Origin of the sequence: Corynebacterium sp. 045007 (assembly GCF_040743205.1) — a bacterium.
GTDB lineage: Bacteria > Actinomycetota > Actinomycetes > Mycobacteriales > Mycobacteriaceae > Corynebacterium > Corynebacterium jeikeium_D.
The window spans coordinates 44,489-59,949 of record NZ_JBFLKW010000007.1 but is presented as its reverse complement, the minus strand read 5'-3'; the positions used below and the strand labels follow the sequence as shown (position 1 = coordinate 59,949).

Here is a 15,461-nt window from a genome sequence, read left to right as displayed (position 1 = left end):
GCTCATCCTAGTGCAGCGTGTCGTTGGTCCCGTAACCGATGCTGTTAATCTCAGTACCCATGAGCTTTCAAGACCCGTACCGCAATCAGGACGTGTTCGCTGGCGCACGTGGCCACCGCCGTCGTATCCCACAGCCGGCACGCGAGGTGACAGCAGAAAATGGTGTTGTCGTCGAGGCGTCCTATGACGGATTCGTCGGTGCGATTATCGGGTTGGAGAAAACTTTCGACGGCTGGTGCGTCCGGCTGGAGGACCGCCACGGCAAGTCGCGGCTATTTCCCATGCACGAGCGCGGATTTCTCATCGACGGCAAACCTGTGACTCTGGTGCGTCCGAAGGCACAACCCAAAAAGCCCTCACAGGATCTATCGGCATCGGGCTCGCGCAAGGTTCACAACGTCAAGGCGAAAGTTGCTCTCCCCAGCCGTATTTGGGTCGAGGGTATTCATGACGCGGCAATTGTCGAGAAGGTATGGGGCCACGATTTGCGTGTCGAAGGCGTAGTCGTGCAGTATCTGGAGGGCTTGGACAACCTTCCAGAACGCTTGGCCGAATTTGGTCCGGGTCCGAAGCGCCGCGTCGGAGTCCTGGCAGACCACTTGGTGGAGGGCAGTAAGGAAAGCCGCATGACTCAGCAGCTCGGCCCGCACGTGATGGTCACAGGCCACCCGTTTATCGATGTCTGGCAAGCGGTCAAACCCTCGTCGGTAGGCATCGAGGCATGGCCGGAAGTTCCCTACGGGGAGGACTGGAAGACAGGAATCTGCCGTCGCTTGGGCTGGGGAGACGACCCCAAGGAGGGCTGGCGACGTGTCTACGCAGGTGTACACACCTACCGTGATCTGGAGTCAGATTTGATTGGCGCAGTTGAGCGCCTGGTCGACTTCGTAACTGAGCCACATATGCAGTACTGACCCCGGAATACTGGCTCCACTCGCCCCACATTTGTTCTGCAAAGTAGGTAGGGTGAGGGCGTGATTCCTCTCCTTTGGCTCGGAGCAAGCCTCCTACTGGTTCTCGGTGAACTCGCAGTCGGAGATTTAGCACTGTTAATGCTCGGAGGTGGCGCACTGGCAGCGTCCGGTGCGAGCCAGCTTGGAGCGCCGCTTTGGCTATCAGTGGTCATCTTCGCCGTTGTGTCCGCCGCACTTGTGCTGACAGTTCGCCCTGTGTTGCGCAAAAAGATGGCAAAACCGGACAAGTCCGCCGAACTGGAGTCGCGTCCGGAACTGCTAGCGGGCCGTCATGCTGAGGTCATCGAGCCAGTTTCCTCGTCAGCGGGTCTGATTAAGGTCAATGGCGAGTTGTGGAGCGCGCGCAGTCTTCTGACTGCGCAGACCTTCGATGCGAAGGAAAGAGTCACGATTGTAGAGATTTCGGGCAATACCGCAGTAGTGGACAAGCTGCTCTGAGCAGCCAACTCACTTAAAGGGCGCTCGGAGCACTCTTAGTTACTGACCATTAAATAACTGACCACACAGTTTCTAGCTACGAGGGAATCCCATGGAAGGCTTTATCATCCTCGTCGTTTTCATTCTCGTGGTTGTTACCTTGGTTCTCAAAGCGATTGTCCTGGTTCCTCAGGGTGAAGCGGCAATCGTAGAGCGACTGGGACGATACACGCAGACACTGAACAGCGGCCTGAACTTCATCATCCCGATCATTGACCGAGTGCGCGAGAAGGTCGATACCCGTGAGCGTATGGTTACCTTCCCGCCACAGGCAGTGATCACCGAAGACAACCTGACTGTGGCTATCGATACCGTCGTGACCTTCCAGGTCAATGAACCGGATCGGGCAATTTACGGTATCGATGACTACATCTTCGGCGTCGAACAGATCACCACCGCAACGCTTCGCGACGTCGTGGGTGGCCTGACACTGGAAGAGACACTGACTTCCCGTGACTACATCAACCGCCGTCTGCGCGGCGAGCTGGACGAGGCCACTGCCAAGTGGGGTCTTCGTATCGCTCGTGTGGAGCTGAAGGCCATTGAGCCGCCACCGTCGATTCAGCAGTCGATGGAAAAGCAGATGAAGGCCGATCGCGAGAAGCGCGCCATGATTCTGACTGCGGAAGGTACCCGCGAAGCCGATATTAAAACTGCTGAGGGCCGTAAGCAGGCACAGATTCTGGCCGCCGAAGGTAACAAGCACGCAGCAATTCTGGCTGCTGAGGCTGAGCGTCAGGCAACCATTCTGCGCGCTGAGGGTACTCGCGCCGCTACCTACCTTGAGGCACAGGGTAATGCTCGCGCTATCCAGAAGGTCAACGCAGCTGTTAAGGCTTCACAGTTGACACCTGAGATTCTTGCCTGGCAGTACCTGGAGAAGCTGCCTGAGCTGGCAAATAAGGACGGCAATACTGTTTGGATGATTCCGTCGCAGTTCGGCGACAGTCTCGAGAGCTTCGCTAGGGCTTTCGGCAAGAAGGATGCCGACGGTGTCTTCCGCTACGAGCCTCCGGCCGTGAGCCGAGAGACCAAGGAAGAGGCTGAGCAGGGCCGCGACGAGAACTGGTTCGACATGTCGACCAACCCGGAGTTGGCTCGTGCAGTTGCCGCGGCGAACGAGGTCGCTAACCGCCCGGTTGATGATCCGGTAGCTGCAGCAGCTGGTAATACCCCTGAGAGGAAGAAGAACCGCCGCGCTGAGTCGGCTCAGTCCGCTCAGCCTGAACAGTTGGGTGGTCAGAACGGCCCGGCAGCGGTTGAACCTGCGACACCGGCTGCGCCCGCTGCGCCGTCCACACCGGCTGCGCCGTCAGTTCCTTCCGGCAAACGTGACCTGCCCTCGGCTCCTGGCACCGGTAATACCAATGCAGGCAGCGGTGCGCACTCCACCGATCGTCCAGATTTTTCTGGATGGTCACGTGACCCTTACGCCCCGGAAAATGGGCAGTAAGTTTTTATAACTCATCAGCTCGCTGAAGCAGGTGGACGGCCAGGTTCCATCCGGCCAGCTCCGCCTGCCAGCCAGCTGCAGCGAGGCGCTGATTGACGGCCTGCTTAGAAACTCCCAATTCTTCCGCGGCCTCTACCTGTGAATAACCAGCGCGAACCAAACCAGTTGCCTCGCGCCCTTCGGGGGACCTGCGAGAGATAACGTGGTGCAGCAATGTGAATGCTGCACCAATATCCTCCGAGTAGTCCTTACCACGCGGATCGTTAGTCCGAATGCGGGTTTTTACCGTACCGGCTCTGCCTCCCTTACCGACGACTGAGCTCGATGCCAGATGCGCTTGCTCAATGTCGTCCTGAGGACAAACACCGATACCTATCGCCCAGTCACCTGCGGCCAATAGCGCCAGCACAAGCGTGGTGACTCCCACAGCATTTTCAGGAGCTGCGCGAAGCTCTTCGATACCTGCAACCTCAACAGTTCCTACGCCTTCCAGGCCGGAAAGTGCCTGCACAGAGGCCTGAACGTGATCTGCCCTGCGAGTAGATCGACCGCGATACCTGGCAAAGACTGAGTACATACGCTCTAGTCTAGCCCCACCCCTTGACAGATGGGCTAAGACACGTTCCTTCGCTCCGCAAACTCACAGGCAACCAACACCAGCTCGCCGAAAAACTCACGCCTAGCTCAAGAGCGCCAAGCGGTGTTTTAACGTTTCGAAGAACCGGTTACGACAGGGAACTTGGCGTCCGCAAGAAGTCCCAGCAAACCAAGCACGAGCAGAATTCCCGTGGCCACCGCAAAGCGCACGTCGAAGCCGACCAACAGCGCGTCGCCAAGCAGAACGACGGCGAGTGTGTTCGGCGCCGAACCTAGGGCAGTGGCGATGATATACGGCACGATGCGTATCGACGACAGCCCACAGGCGTAGTTGAGAAACGAAAATGGCACGCCAGCAATCATGCGCAAGCTGAGCACTGTGAGCCAGCCGCGTTGCTCCAACCGATGGTCGAGACTGAGAAGACGGCGGTTGGTCAGGTGCGTGCGAAACCAATCGCGCCCCAAAAACCGCACAATGCATAGGGAGAGAAGGGCAGAAACCGTCGTCGCAGTAATTGCCAGCAGGAAACCGAGCACTGGCCCGAAGAGGATTCCGGAAGCCAAAGTGAATACGGTGCGGGGGATTGGGAACTGAGTCAGTGCAACGTATGCGAGGAAGTAGAGGAGCGGGAACCAGTCACCGGCATCGATGGACCACTGCCGGATGGTAGCGACCGTGGGAACATCGACGTACAGCGTGACGACGACCCCCACACCTACGGCTAGCACCAGCAGAACCTTTTTGAGTGTAGGGGTAATTCGCACATCGGATACGTTCACCCATTTGAGGTTACCGGGGATTGCGGGGAAGCGTGTGACCTGCGCATTGGAGGCTCTGCGAGGAGGGCTAGTCAGCGGCTAAAGGCGTTTGCCCATTATTTCACTAGGATGGGAATCAAGGTCACTATGCCTTGGCTCGAGCACTTGACGTGCCCGTCAGCACAAAACCGAACGTAAGGGTATTGCACAAATAGCTGAAAAGTTCAGTGCATGGACACTCGGGTGAGTCTTAGCGTCTGACTAGTGGCTCTTATTGACTATTGGAGGAAGCCAACGCCTTTAGATCCCTTTCCGTCGCGGAGAATTCGGAAATTGTCGCAGCCGAATTTCCTCGGTCATGGATTGATAGAGGCGTTGCTTAGAACATGTAAGGGAGAAGGTCTGTCGTGACTGACCGAACGACCCCCGAATCACCTTCCACGCTGCCACCAAACTTCGAGGAATTGCAGAATTCCTGGTATCAGGGCGTGGCCAAGGTATTCGCGCGGGTGCACAAGCAAGACGTTGCAGATGTACCGCTCGATATTTGGAAACGACTGATTCAGACCACCTATGACGGTGTCGATGTTCGCCCGCTCTACACCCGCGCGGACGAGCTCGCGGAAAGCCCAGCTCCGGGCCAGTTCCCATTCGTCCGTGGCGCAAAGGTCACTTCGGACAACACCAACGGTTGGGGTGTTCGGGAGACCTTCGGTCGCCAGTACCCGGGTGAGGATGCCCTTGACCCAAAGGCGGTCAACGAGACTCTGCTGACTGCCTTGGAAAACGGCACCACGGACATCCGCCTGGACTTCACCGGCTCCCTCGAAGCCGCTGATGTGCCGGCTCTGCTCAACAACGTCTACGTCGACCTTGCTCCGATTGCCGTGCATGCCGGTAAGAAGACTGCGCAGGTTGCGGAAGCACTGACGTCCTACATCGAGCAGGCGAACCCGACTAATCCGGATAACATCGCAGTCGAGCTTTCTGCAGCTCCGCTGACCTCCGCTTTTGCCGGTATTGACGATGTTTCTCTCGACGAGGCCACTCAGCTGGCCGTCAAGGCGGCTAAGCAGCCGGGCGACGTCCGCGCCCTGCTTGTCGACGGCGTTGTTTTCTCCAACCTGGGCGCAAACAACATCCAGGAGATTGGCTACAGTCTCGCCGTTGGTGTCGCCTACCTGCGTGCGCTGACCGAAGCCGGATTGAGCGCTGAAGAAGCGCTCGGCCAGATCGCTTTCCGCTTTGCCGCTACCGACGACCAGTTCGACACCATCGCGAAGTTCCGCGCTGCTCGCGTCCTGTGGGCCCGCGTTGCTGAGGTTATCGGTGCCCCCGAGGCTGGCCGCGCTCCGATGCACGCCGTGACAGCCCCGGTCATGTTCAGCCAGCGCGATCCGTGGGTCAACATGCTGCGTGTGACTGTCGCCTCCTTCGCCGCAGGTGTCGGCGGTGCCTCCTCAGTTGAGGTTCTGCCGTTTGATTACGCAGTTGTCGGCGGCATGCCGAACGTCTCCAAGGCTTTCAAGGCTCGCATCGCTCGCAACACCAACCTGTTGCTGCTGGAAGAGTCTCACCTTGGTTACGTCGCCGACCCAGCAGGTGGCTCCTACTTCGTCGAAGACCTGACCGAGGAAATGGCCGACAAGGCGTGGGAGATCTTCACTGCCACTGAGGCTGCCGGTGGTTTCACCTCCGCGGAGGCCGATATTCGCGCCGCCCTGGACGCTACCTGGGAAAAGCGCCGCGCCGACATCGCACACCGCCGCACCAAGGTCACCGCTATCAACGAGTTCCCGAACCTGGCTGAAGCCCCACTGGCTCCTGAGGCCCGCCCGGAGGGCGACCCGATTCGCCGTTGGGCCAGCGACTTCGAGGCGCTGCGCAACCGCTCCGATGACTTCCTGGCTGAAAAGGGCAACCGTCCGCTGATTGCCATGCTGCCGCTGGGTCCGCTGGCCAAGCACAACATCCGCACTGGTTTTACCTCCAACCTGCTGGCTTCCGGCGGTATCGCCGTCGCCAACCCCGGCCAGGTTGTGCCGGGCGAGGTCGGTTTCGAAGAGGCAGTGAAGGCCTCACCGATTGTCGTGCTGTGCGCAGCCGACAGCGAGTACGAGACCTCGGGCCAGGACGCTGTCAAGGCCGCCCGCGCCGCCGGCGCTAAGGAGGTCCTGGTGGCCGGCTCCGAGAAGAGCTTCGCCAATGCCGCTGAGGACGCTCGCCCCGACGGATACCTGAACATGACCATCGATGCTGTCGCGGAGCTGTCCCGACTGCTGAACGAACTGGGAGCGTGAAGGAAGTAATGACCACCATCCCAAATTTCGCTGACATCTCCCGCAACACCGACGACGCGGCCGCTGCCACTGACAAGGAAGCTGCCGCGGAAGCAGGTGAAGTGTGGACCATTCCAGAGGGCATCGATGTCAAGCGCGTCTACGATCGCGCTGACCGCGACGCCGCTGCCGCCGAGGGCCACCCGGTAGATTCTTTCCCGGGTATCGCCCCATTCATGCGCGGGCCGTATCCGACCATGTACACCAACCAGCCGTGGACTATTCGCCAGTACGCTGGCTTCTCCACCGCAGCTGAGTCCAATGCCTTCTACCGCCGCAACCTCGCGGCCGGCCAGAAGGGCCTTTCGGTCGCTTTCGACCTGGCTACCCACCGTGGCTACGACTCGGACAACCCGCGTGTGTCCGGCGACGTCGGTATGGCCGGCGTGGCAATTGACTCGATTTACGACATGCGTGAGCTCTTCCAGGGCATTGACCTGGGCGGCGTCTCGGTGTCTATGACCATGAACGGCGCTGTGCTGCCGATTCTGGCCTTCTACATTGTCACCGCTGAAGAGCAGGGCGTTTCGACCGAGCAGCTGCGCGGTACGATCCAGAACGACATTCTCAAGGAGTTCATGGTTCGTAACACGTACATCTACCCGCCGAAGCCTTCGATGCGAATCATCTCCTCGATCTTCGAGTACACCTCGGCAAAGATGCCGAAGTTCAACTCGATTTCGATTTCCGGCTACCACATTCAGGAAGCGGGCGCGACGGCCGACCTTGAGCTCGCTTACACGCTTGCCGACGGCATCGAGTACCTGCGGGCCGGTATTGACGCTGGCCTGGAAGTTGATAAGTTCGCTCCGCGTCTGTCCTTCTTCTGGGGCATCTCGATGAACACCTTCACCGAGATCGCCAAGCTGCGTGCAGGCCGCATCCTCTGGTCCGAGCTGGTTGGCAAGTTTGGCCCGAAGAACCCGAAGTCCCAGTCCCTGCGTACTCACTCGCAGACCTCCGGTTGGTCGCTGACCGCTCAGGATGTCTACAACAACGTCGCGCGTACTGCTGTTGAGGCTATGGCCGCAACACAGGGCCACACCCAGTCGCTGCACACCAACGCACTGGACGAGGCCCTGGCACTGCCGACTGACTTCTCAGCCCGTATTGCTCGTAACACTCAGCTGCTGCTTCAGCAGGAGTCCAACACCACGCGTCCGGTTGATCCGTGGGCTGGTTCCTACTACATCGAGTGGCTGACTAATGAGCTGGTCAAGCGTGCACGCCAGCACATCGACGAGGTCGAAGAGGCCGGCGGTATGGCACAGGCCACCATCGAGGGCATTCCGAAGCTGCGTATTGAAGAGGCTGCAGCTCGTACGCAGGCCCGTATTGACTCGGGTCGTCAGGCTCTCATCGGCGTGAATAAATACCAGGTCGAAGAGGACGAGGCCATCGAGGTTCTCAAGGTTGAGAACTCCCGCGTGCGCCAGGAGCAGATTGACAAGCTGGCTCGCCTGCGCGCCGAGCGCGACGAGGAAGAGGTTCAGAAGGCACTGGCCGCTCTGACCGACGCTTGCCGTAACCCGGGTGAACCGGGGGACCTGGACAAGAACCTTTTGAAGCTCGCTGTCGACTGTGCTCGCGCCATGGCCTCCATCGGTGAAATCTCCGACGCCATGGAAGAGGTCTTTGGCCGCCATCAGGCCGAGATCCGTACTCTCTCCGGCGTCTACAAGGACGAAGTTGGCAAGGAGGGAGCCGTGTCCAACGTCTCCAAGGCCATCGCCATGGCCGATAAGTTCGAAGAGCAGGAAGGTCGCCGTCCCCGTATCTTCCTGGCCAAGATGGGCCAGGATGGTCACGACCGTGGCCAGAAGGTCATCGCGTCCGCCTACGCGGACCTCGGCATGGACGTTGACGTGGGACCGCTGTTCCAAACTCCGGAGGAGGCCGCCAAGTCGGCAGTCGACTCGGATGTCCACGTCGTCGGTGTTTCTTCGCTGGCCGCCGGACACCTGACGCTCGTTCCTGCCCTGCGCGATGAGCTGGCAAAACTGGGTCGTGAGGACATCATGATTGTTGTCGGTGGTGTTATCCCACCGGGCGACTTCCAGGAACTCTACGATGCCGGCGCCGCGGCTATTTACCCGCCGGGCACTGTCATCGCTGATTCGGCAATCGACATGATGACCAAGCTCTCTAACGAGCTGGGCCTCGACCTTGCCGTTGACGAAGAGTCCTAAATAACTACCGCATCCGCGCTGGGCTGACTGTTCAGCTCAGCGCGTTGTCGGAATTGAGAAGTAGCGATGAACGAGTATCTTGAAGAAAACCTGGGCACCCTCGTCACTACCGCTGGCACGGTCGTTGAGGGAAAGACCGCTGTAGCCCCCGAAGTCGTCCGCCGTGCGCGACGACGGATTGATGTCGACGACCTCTTTGAGGGCGTGCGGGCTGGAAACCGCACTAAGTTGGCTCGGGCAATCACGCTGCTGGAGTCGACTGCTCCGGCGCATAAGGTGCTGGCTCAAGAGCTACTGGTGAAGTTGCTGCCATTTTCCGGCAAGGCCATGCGCGTCGGACTTACCGGCGTCCCCGGCGTCGGTAAATCAACCACGATTGAAACCCTCGGGCTAAAGCTGATCGAGGAAGGCCACCGCGTTGCAGTGCTGGCCATCGACCCGTCGTCGACGAAGTCCGGTGGCTCGATTCTGGGCGACAAGACCCGTATGTCCCGGCTCTCGGCCGCGGATGAAGCCTTCATCCGTCCGTCGCCCTCTGCGGGCACACTCGGTGGTGTCGCCAAGGCAACGCGTGAGGCCATGGTGGTGCTCGAGGCCGCAGGCTACGACATTGTCATCGTCGAAACTGTCGGCGTCGGTCAGTCCGAGGTCGCGGTGGCCCAGATGGTGGATACGTTTGCGTTTCTGGCACTCGCCGGCGCTGGTGACCAACTCCAGGGCATCAAGAAGGGTGTGCTGGAGATGGCCGACGTGATTTCTATCAACAAGGCGGATGGTAAGAACTTGCGCCCGGCAAAGCGCGCTGCGCGTGATCTGATGACGGCCATGAAGATGGTTCGCTCCTCAGATCAAGTCTGGACCCCACCGGTGCTGACTATGTCGGCACTGGAGGACGACGGCATCGACAATTTCTGGCAAGCCATCGAAGACCATGTCGAGGCTATGCACGAGAATCATCTCTTTGATGAAAACCGCGCTAACCAGCAGATTAAGTGGATGTGGTCCATGGTGCACGAAACGCTCTTGCAGAGACTCAACACCAACGAGGCTGTGCAGACAGAGAGCACCCTGGTGGAAAAACAACTCCGCTCGGGGCAGCTGACACCGACGCTCGCCGCCCAGCGCATCATGGAGGCATTTGACCAGGGAAGGGCATCGAACGCCGGGCTCGCCAACTAGGTTTCGAAGGGCACGGGGTTTTCGTCGTAAAGCGAGTAAAGCGGGCGTATCCGTGTGCGCCTACTGACCGCGGTGATGGGGCGGATCGCTGTAGAGCGTGTGTTCGGCGAAGTGGAGAGCGTTGACCACCAGGTTGGTGAGGTGCTCGTCGGGCTGAGAGTAGAAGCTAGACGTGCCCTCCTTGCGGGTCTGCACCATATTGGCCATGCGCAACTTCGCCAGGTGCTGAGAAATCGCGGGGACGGGGCGATCGAGCGTACTAGCGATCGCGGTGACGGTCATCTCCCCGTCACGAAGGAGCGACAGGATGGAGAGACGCGTCTTGTCTGCCATCAACTTCAGTACGCTAGTGGCAACGTCGAGCTCGGTGCTCGTAGGAGCCTTCTCAGTCATTTGGAGGGGTTAGTCCTTTCGAAGTCGACATGCCAAACGCTTACTATGTTCAATAAGTTGAACATTACTACGTATTGATACCAGTATTCAATTTCAGATGTCACAATAGGCTGTCACGAAAAGGGGAGAGTGCACCTAAGGGGCCGCGACCAAAGGTACTGAAAAATCCTTCAGTAATATCATCTGCATGGATTGGTTGATGGGCACCTTCCCGTGGCTGGTGGAGGACTTAACGTGGTGGCAAGTACTATTTTTCGCACTCGACTACACGATTAAGTTCATCGCGATTGGGTGGGTGCCGGAAAACCGAAGCCCATCGGCTTCGACGGCGTGGCTGCTACTGATTCTGCTGATTCCATTTATCGGCCTACCTCTGTTCCTCTTCCTGGGCTCGCAGCAAATCACGGGCCGTAGGCACGAGGTACAGGCACTGGCGCAGGAGCTCATTGCGGAACGTACCGAGCATCTGCCCGACGTACCGGATGATGCCGAGATAGAAGATGATGTTGTCAACGTATTCAAGCTCTCGCGTCAGCTCACGGGAATGCCGGCAATTGCCAGCGCAGAAAAGGGACTTTTCACCGAATTCAATGCCTCCATTGACCGCATGATTGAGACCATCGATGCGGCTCAGAAATCTATCCACGTGCAGTCCTACATCTTTGCACTGGATGACAGCACGGAGCCTTTCATACAGGCTCTCGAGCGCGCGCAAGACAGGGGACTAGAGGTCAAGGTACTGGTCGATCCAATTGGTTCGTGGAAGTACCCCGGCTACTACAAGTTGAAAAAGCGCCTGGACCAGTCCCAAATCTCCTGGCACCCAATGCTGCCCGTGAGCTTGCTGAAGCTCACCTGGCGCCGCCTGGATCTGCGTAATCACCGCAAGCTCGTAGTTATTGATGGCGACATTGTATTCATGGGTTCGCAGAATTTGATTGAGCCCGAATATCAGAAGAAAAAGAACCATAAGATCGGCCGCCGATGGGTGGACACCTGGATTGAACTCGAGGGCGATATTGCGCTGGCCTTCGACGCAATTTTCGCGGTTGATTGGACCAGCGAGCTATACAAGACCCCAGACGCCACCAGGGACTATTCACTCCACAACACCGAAGTCAACGACAACTACAACGTTGTCCAGGTGCTGCCGTCGGGTCCGGGCTTCAGCACGGAGCCGAACCTGCGCGTCTTCAATAACATGATCTACCAGGCACACGAGCGGATTATCGCCGTCAGCCCGTACTTCGTCCCCGACGAATCCATGCTCATGGCGCTGACCTCTGCCGCATATGGAGGCATCGACGTCCAGCTCTACGTCAACGAAGAGTCCGATCAGTTCATGGTCGGCCACGCGCAGCAGTCCTACTACCAGGCACTGCTAACCGCTGGCGTGAAGATCTACCGCTATCCGGCGCCTGCGGTCCTGCACTCCAAGTTCATGGTTATCGACGACCGCATGGCCATGTTCGGCTCCTCCAATCTGGATATGCGCTCGTTCGGCCTCAACTACGAGATCACGCTTCTTTCCGCCGCCGGTTCCATCGTGGACAAACTGATCACGCTTGCCGACGAGTACCGCGACAAATCTTTCCTGCTCACCCAGGAGGAATGGAATGACCGGCCCCTTCGCCAGCGCTACCTGGACTCTGTTTTCCGCTTGACCTCGGCGCTGCAATAGGGCAGTCCCATTGGTCCGACAGACAAAGCAAAAATCCCGAGAGCTGCACTAATTGCAGTTTCTCGGGATTTATCTTGTGTCCGGAGGGGGACTTGAACCCCCACGCCCGTTAATAGGGCACTAGCACCTCAAGCTAGCGCGTCTGCCATTCCGCCACCCGGACCGGGTAGGAAGCACTTCCGTGCTGACCTGTGATACTGTATCCCGACTACATAATGAAACACAAATTGGCAGGTCAGAGGGGCATTAGCGCGCCAAACCTAGGTGTAATTACATCAGCGGTGTTAGCCCCGCATCCGCCTTGGATTCGCACTGAGAATCAGGCCCTGCAGATAGGGAGTCTTGTAAAGTCCCTGCAGCGCGCTCATAAAGTAGGCACACTGGTAGTTATGACTACGAATTCCAACGACACCGCAAACGACACCGCAAACGACACTGCAAACAACGCTACAAACAACACTGCAAATGCTCCGGTTTTCCCGGGACCAGATCCGTACGCACCGCTGAAGGATTTGCCAACCTTCGAGCTGTCCTCGCCAGATATCAAGGACGGCGAGAAGATTGCGGATGAATTCCGCGCTCCGTCGAATGTTTCCCCACAACTGGATTGGGCAAATCTGCCGGAAGGAACTAAGTCCATTGCCGTGACCTGCTTCGATCCGGATGCTCCGACCGCTTCGGGCTTCTGGCACTGGGCTGTCTTCAACATTCCAGCGACCGAAAAGGGTCTGCCACAGGGAGCTGGCTCCGAAGACGGCTCTAAGCTGCCAGAAGGCGCTATCCAGCTTGTCGGCGACTCGGGCATGCGTGGTCACTACGGAGCTAACCCACCGGCGCAGCATGCCCCACACCGTTACATGTATGCGGTGCACGCGGTCGACGTGGAGAAGCTTGATGTTCCGGAAGATGCGACGCCGACCGTGCTTGGCTTCAATCTGTACTTCCACTCGATTGCGCGTGCCATCATCACGCCGTGGTGGGAGAACGTCGGGGAGTAGGGATACGACGCCCACACGGGCAACTCAACCGACCGGGCACGCTACTCATACAGAAAACCCCGGGGCCAGCGCCTTCATGGCAGCTGGCCTCGGGGTCACGTGTTTATTGGGTTAGGAAGCCTCAACGGCTTTCAGCAGTTAACCACGCCACGGCAGACCACAGCCGACTGCCTCCGAAATGGAGTAGAATCCCTGAGCTCGAATCTGGCGAGCCAACCCTTGGTGAATGTCACGAATCCAGTCCGGACCGCCATAAATCAACGGTGTGTAGCCCTGCAGTAGGGAAGCGCCGTTGGCAATCCGCTCCCACGCCTGCTCAGCAGTTTCAATGCCGCCGACGCTGATGAGAACTAGTTTGTCTCCGACGCGCTCGTGCAGCAGCTTCAGCACCTCTAGTGACCGAGCTGCCACAGGAGCACCCGAGACTCCACCGGCCCCCATCTCCGCGACCTCATCCGCGGGCGTACGCAGGCCCTCGCGAGAAATGGTGGTGTTGGTAGCCACAATGCCTGCCAGCCCAAGGTCAACCGCCAAGTCAGCAACTGCGATGACATCATCGTCGGAGAGATCAGGAGCAATCTTGACCAGCACCGGCGAGTCGGTCTCCTCAGTCACCGCTGCCAGAATCGGGCGCAGTGACTCCACTGCCTGAAGGTCGCGCAGACCCGGCGTGTTCGGTGAGGAGACGTTAACAACAACGTAGTCCGCCAAGCCGCCGAGCTGGCTAGCCGATTCTCGATAATCATCGACGGCCTCTTCCAGCGGAGTCACCTTGGTCTTACCAATGTTGATACCGATGACGTCGTCACTGCGACGCGCCCGCAAGTTCTCCGCTACAGCAGCGGCGCCGGGGTTGTTGAAACCCATGCGGTTCAAAATGGCGCGGTCTTCCTTCAGACGGAACAGACGCGGGCGATCGTTGCCCGGCTGCGGCTTGGCAGTCACGGTTCCCAGTTCCGCGTAGCCAAAACCAATTGGCCCCCAGCAATCCGGGGCAATAGCAGCCTTGTCGAAGCCCGCGGCGAGCCCCAGCGGACGCGGGAAGTCCACACCGAACACGGTTTGACGCAGCACAGCATCGTCAACAACGAGTAGCTTGCTCACCGCCCGCTGTAGACTCTCCGACTTCTGCAGCCCCTTCAGGGTCTTCGAGATGGCCTCGTGAATCTGCTCCGGTGGAACCTGGAACATTGCCTTTAGCGCGAGTTGATAGGACTTGGCGCGAAGTTTCGAAGGCATCTACTTAGTCTCTCCCTCGGAGTCGTCTGCTCCCTTGGTGTCACCTGCACCGGTCGGTAGTTTATCGGCTGGTTCCCGAACCGACATCTCCTCACGAATCTTCTCTGCATCCTGCTTGAAATCAGCAATTGCCTTATCGACGTCCGCGGAGTCAAAAATCTGGGCCCCGTCACCGGTAGCCGAGAAGACGCCAATCTGGCCATCCTCGGTGGCAACAATCGACTGTGGATCTGCAACCGTGTTGATGTCCGCGACCTTGACTGGGGTACCCGAGCTGATGTCGTAGCCAGTCAGCTTGTTCACCTTCGTCGAAGTCACCCAGACAATTCCGCGCGATTCATCGACCGCTACCGCCCACGGAGCCTCCGGGGCCGGAGCTGCCTGGTGGAGGCGAATGACGTCAGTGGCAGTGTAAATAAGAAGCTGGTTGCCCTTGGTGTCTGCGGCAGCAATGACATGATCACCGGAAGCTACCTTGCCGACGCCGATACCCGCACGCAGCGCAGAGCCAGCGCGGGACTCATCGAGCTTGAGCTCATGCACCGAAGTCTCCGGACGGTTGACCTCTAACAGCTTGACGTCCGCGTCATTGTCCGCTTTGGGAATCTCAACGAGCTGCGACCCGTTATTGGCAGCCTTGAAGTCACTGGCCAACTCACCATCAGCGCCGAACACATCGACGACATTGCTATCCGCATGGGCACCGATGATGCGGCCGCCTTCCAGGCCAACTGCGGCGGAGTAGTTGGTGCCACGGCCGACAACGGCCGTTTCCGTAGCCTGGTCAGTAATGACGTGGATGCCATCTTCACACGGCAGCAAAGCGTTAGGGCCGCCCGGCGCGAGCTCACCACACTTCGCGCCCAGCTTCATTGATCGCTCAATTGGGTTATTCAGCGGACCGGCAAAGATTTTGTCCCCGGCCTTCAGGACAACTCGGTCGCCGACCAGCACGGCATCGGTAACGTCCTCATCAATCTTCTTGGCCCTCCCGATAGCAGTATCGGGAGCAGCGGGTGAAGCGGCCGGCACTGGCGTGGCGTTGCCCATTCCGGCATCGATGTCTCCTTCCACATCGGAGGAGCACCCTGCCAGGACCACTGCGCTAGCGGAAAGCCCCGCTAGAAGGGAGGTTATGACACGTCGACGACTGTTTTCACTCACGCTATAGAAACTACCACCC

Annotated in this window: 13 protein-coding genes and 1 tRNA gene; 8 read left to right on the top strand and 6 right to left on the bottom strand. The window is 58.7% G+C overall.

Features of this window, described 5'->3' with window-relative positions; translation table 11 throughout:
* The first annotated feature begins 59 nt into the window (after positions 1 to 59).
* The 3 genes from AB1Z34_RS05360 to AB1Z34_RS05350 all read left to right on the top strand — a co-directional run bounded on the left by AB1Z34_RS05360 (position 60) and on the right by AB1Z34_RS05350 (position 2,904).
* On the top strand, positions 60 to 914 hold the full coding sequence (locus AB1Z34_RS05360) for a DUF3097 domain-containing protein (RefSeq protein ID WP_016422772.1): 855 nt from the start codon (positions 60 to 62) through the stop codon (positions 912 to 914).
* A 60-nt stretch (positions 915 to 974) separates the two neighbouring features.
* Entirely contained in the window at positions 975 to 1,412 is a 438-nt protein-coding gene (locus AB1Z34_RS05355; RefSeq protein WP_042388696.1) for an NfeD family protein, read from the top strand.
* A 91-nt stretch (positions 1,413 to 1,503) separates the two neighbouring features.
* Entirely contained in the window at positions 1,504 to 2,904 is a 1,401-nt protein-coding gene (locus tag AB1Z34_RS05350) for an SPFH domain-containing protein (protein ID WP_016422774.1), read from the top strand.
* A gap of 4 nt (positions 2,905 to 2,908) precedes the next feature.
* On the opposite strand, the gene AB1Z34_RS05345 is transcribed toward AB1Z34_RS05350, so the two are convergent.
* On the bottom strand, positions 2,909 to 3,481 hold the full coding sequence (locus AB1Z34_RS05345) for a hypothetical protein (protein ID WP_042388700.1): 573 nt from the start codon (positions 3,479 to 3,481) through the stop codon (positions 2,909 to 2,911).
* 128 nt (positions 3,482 to 3,609) lie between these two features.
* Positions 3,610 to 4,281 carry a TVP38/TMEM64 family protein gene (locus AB1Z34_RS05340; protein ID WP_052317814.1) on the bottom strand — a complete coding sequence of 224 codons (672 nt, stop codon included), beginning with the start codon at positions 4,279 to 4,281 and terminating at the stop codon, positions 3,610 to 3,612.
* 422 nt (positions 4,282 to 4,703) lie between these two features.
* On the opposite strand from AB1Z34_RS05340, the gene AB1Z34_RS05335 reads away from it, so the two are divergent.
* The 3 genes from AB1Z34_RS05335 to meaB all read left to right on the top strand — a co-directional run bounded on the left by AB1Z34_RS05335 (position 4,704) and on the right by meaB (position 9,967).
* The gene (locus AB1Z34_RS05335) at positions 4,704 to 6,560 is read left to right on the top strand and encodes a methylmalonyl-CoA mutase family protein (protein ID WP_172620270.1); all 1,857 of its coding nucleotides are present in this window, start codon (positions 4,704 to 4,706) and stop codon (positions 6,558 to 6,560) included.
* 8 nt (positions 6,561 to 6,568) lie between these two features.
* Positions 6,569 to 8,788 (top strand): methylmalonyl-CoA mutase, encoded by a 2,220-nt coding sequence (gene scpA / locus AB1Z34_RS05330; protein WP_016422778.1) that lies wholly within the window; start codon positions 6,569 to 6,571, stop codon positions 8,786 to 8,788.
* Positions 8,789 to 8,854: 66 nt separating this feature from the next.
* Entirely contained in the window at positions 8,855 to 9,967 is a 1,113-nt protein-coding gene (meaB, locus tag AB1Z34_RS05325) for a methylmalonyl Co-A mutase-associated GTPase MeaB (RefSeq protein ID WP_016422779.1), read from the top strand.
* Positions 9,968 to 10,027: 60 nt separating this feature from the next.
* On the opposite strand, the gene AB1Z34_RS05320 is transcribed toward meaB, so the two are convergent.
* Positions 10,028 to 10,360 carry a metalloregulator ArsR/SmtB family transcription factor gene (locus AB1Z34_RS05320; protein ID WP_016422780.1) on the bottom strand — a complete coding sequence of 111 codons (333 nt, stop codon included), beginning with the start codon at positions 10,358 to 10,360 and terminating at the stop codon, positions 10,028 to 10,030.
* 187 nt (positions 10,361 to 10,547) lie between these two features.
* Here AB1Z34_RS05320 and cls point away from each other — a divergent pair, with 187 nt between their 5' ends.
* Positions 10,548 to 12,041 (top strand): cardiolipin synthase, encoded by a 1,494-nt coding sequence (gene cls / locus AB1Z34_RS05315; protein WP_042388706.1) that lies wholly within the window; start codon positions 10,548 to 10,550, stop codon positions 12,039 to 12,041.
* Between the two features lie 77 nt (positions 12,042 to 12,118).
* Here the strand turns inward: cls and AB1Z34_RS05310 are convergent.
* Positions 12,119 to 12,204, bottom strand: a tRNA-Leu gene (locus tag AB1Z34_RS05310).
* Between the two features lie 226 nt (positions 12,205 to 12,430).
* Between AB1Z34_RS05310 and AB1Z34_RS05305 the strand changes: the two genes are divergently transcribed.
* Entirely contained in the window at positions 12,431 to 13,039 is a 609-nt protein-coding gene (locus AB1Z34_RS05305) for a YbhB/YbcL family Raf kinase inhibitor-like protein (protein WP_016422782.1), read from the top strand.
* A 138-nt stretch (positions 13,040 to 13,177) separates the two neighbouring features.
* Here AB1Z34_RS05305 and AB1Z34_RS05300 read toward each other — a convergent pair whose 3' ends face one another.
* Both AB1Z34_RS05300 and AB1Z34_RS05295 read right to left on the bottom strand, forming a co-directional pair.
* The gene (locus AB1Z34_RS05300) at positions 13,178 to 14,278 is read right to left on the bottom strand and encodes a quinone-dependent dihydroorotate dehydrogenase (protein WP_016422783.1); all 1,101 of its coding nucleotides are present in this window, start codon (positions 14,276 to 14,278) and stop codon (positions 13,178 to 13,180) included.
* The gene (locus tag AB1Z34_RS05295) at positions 14,279 to 15,442 is read right to left on the bottom strand and encodes a hypothetical protein (protein ID WP_179078157.1); all 1,164 of its coding nucleotides are present in this window, start codon (positions 15,440 to 15,442) and stop codon (positions 14,279 to 14,281) included.
* Positions 15,443 to 15,461 lie beyond the last annotated feature (19 nt).

Bases quoted from the DNA above. Each gene is read 5' to 3' on its own strand.
- AB1Z34_RS05305 (WP_016422782.1), top strand. From the start codon at position 12,431: ATGACTACGAATTCCAACGACACCGCAAACGACACCGCAAACGACACT.
- AB1Z34_RS05345 (WP_042388700.1), bottom strand. From the start codon at position 3,481: ATGTACTCAGTCTTTGCCAGGTATCGCGGTCGATCTACTCGCAGGGCA.
- AB1Z34_RS05300 (WP_016422783.1), bottom strand. From the start codon at position 14,278: ATGCCTTCGAAACTTCGCGCCAAGTCCTATCAACTCGCGCTAAAGGCA.
- meaB (WP_016422779.1), top strand. From the start codon at position 8,855: ATGAACGAGTATCTTGAAGAAAACCTGGGCACCCTCGTCACTACCGCT.
- AB1Z34_RS05360 (WP_016422772.1), top strand. From the start codon at position 60: ATGAGCTTTCAAGACCCGTACCGCAATCAGGACGTGTTCGCTGGCGCA.
- cls (WP_042388706.1), top strand. From the start codon at position 10,548: ATGGATTGGTTGATGGGCACCTTCCCGTGGCTGGTGGAGGACTTAACG.
- AB1Z34_RS05320 (WP_016422780.1), bottom strand. From the start codon at position 10,360: ATGACTGAGAAGGCTCCTACGAGCACCGAGCTCGACGTTGCCACTAGC.
- scpA (WP_016422778.1), top strand. From the start codon at position 6,569: ATGACCACCATCCCAAATTTCGCTGACATCTCCCGCAACACCGACGAC.
- AB1Z34_RS05350 (WP_016422774.1), top strand. From the start codon at position 1,504: ATGGAAGGCTTTATCATCCTCGTCGTTTTCATTCTCGTGGTTGTTACC.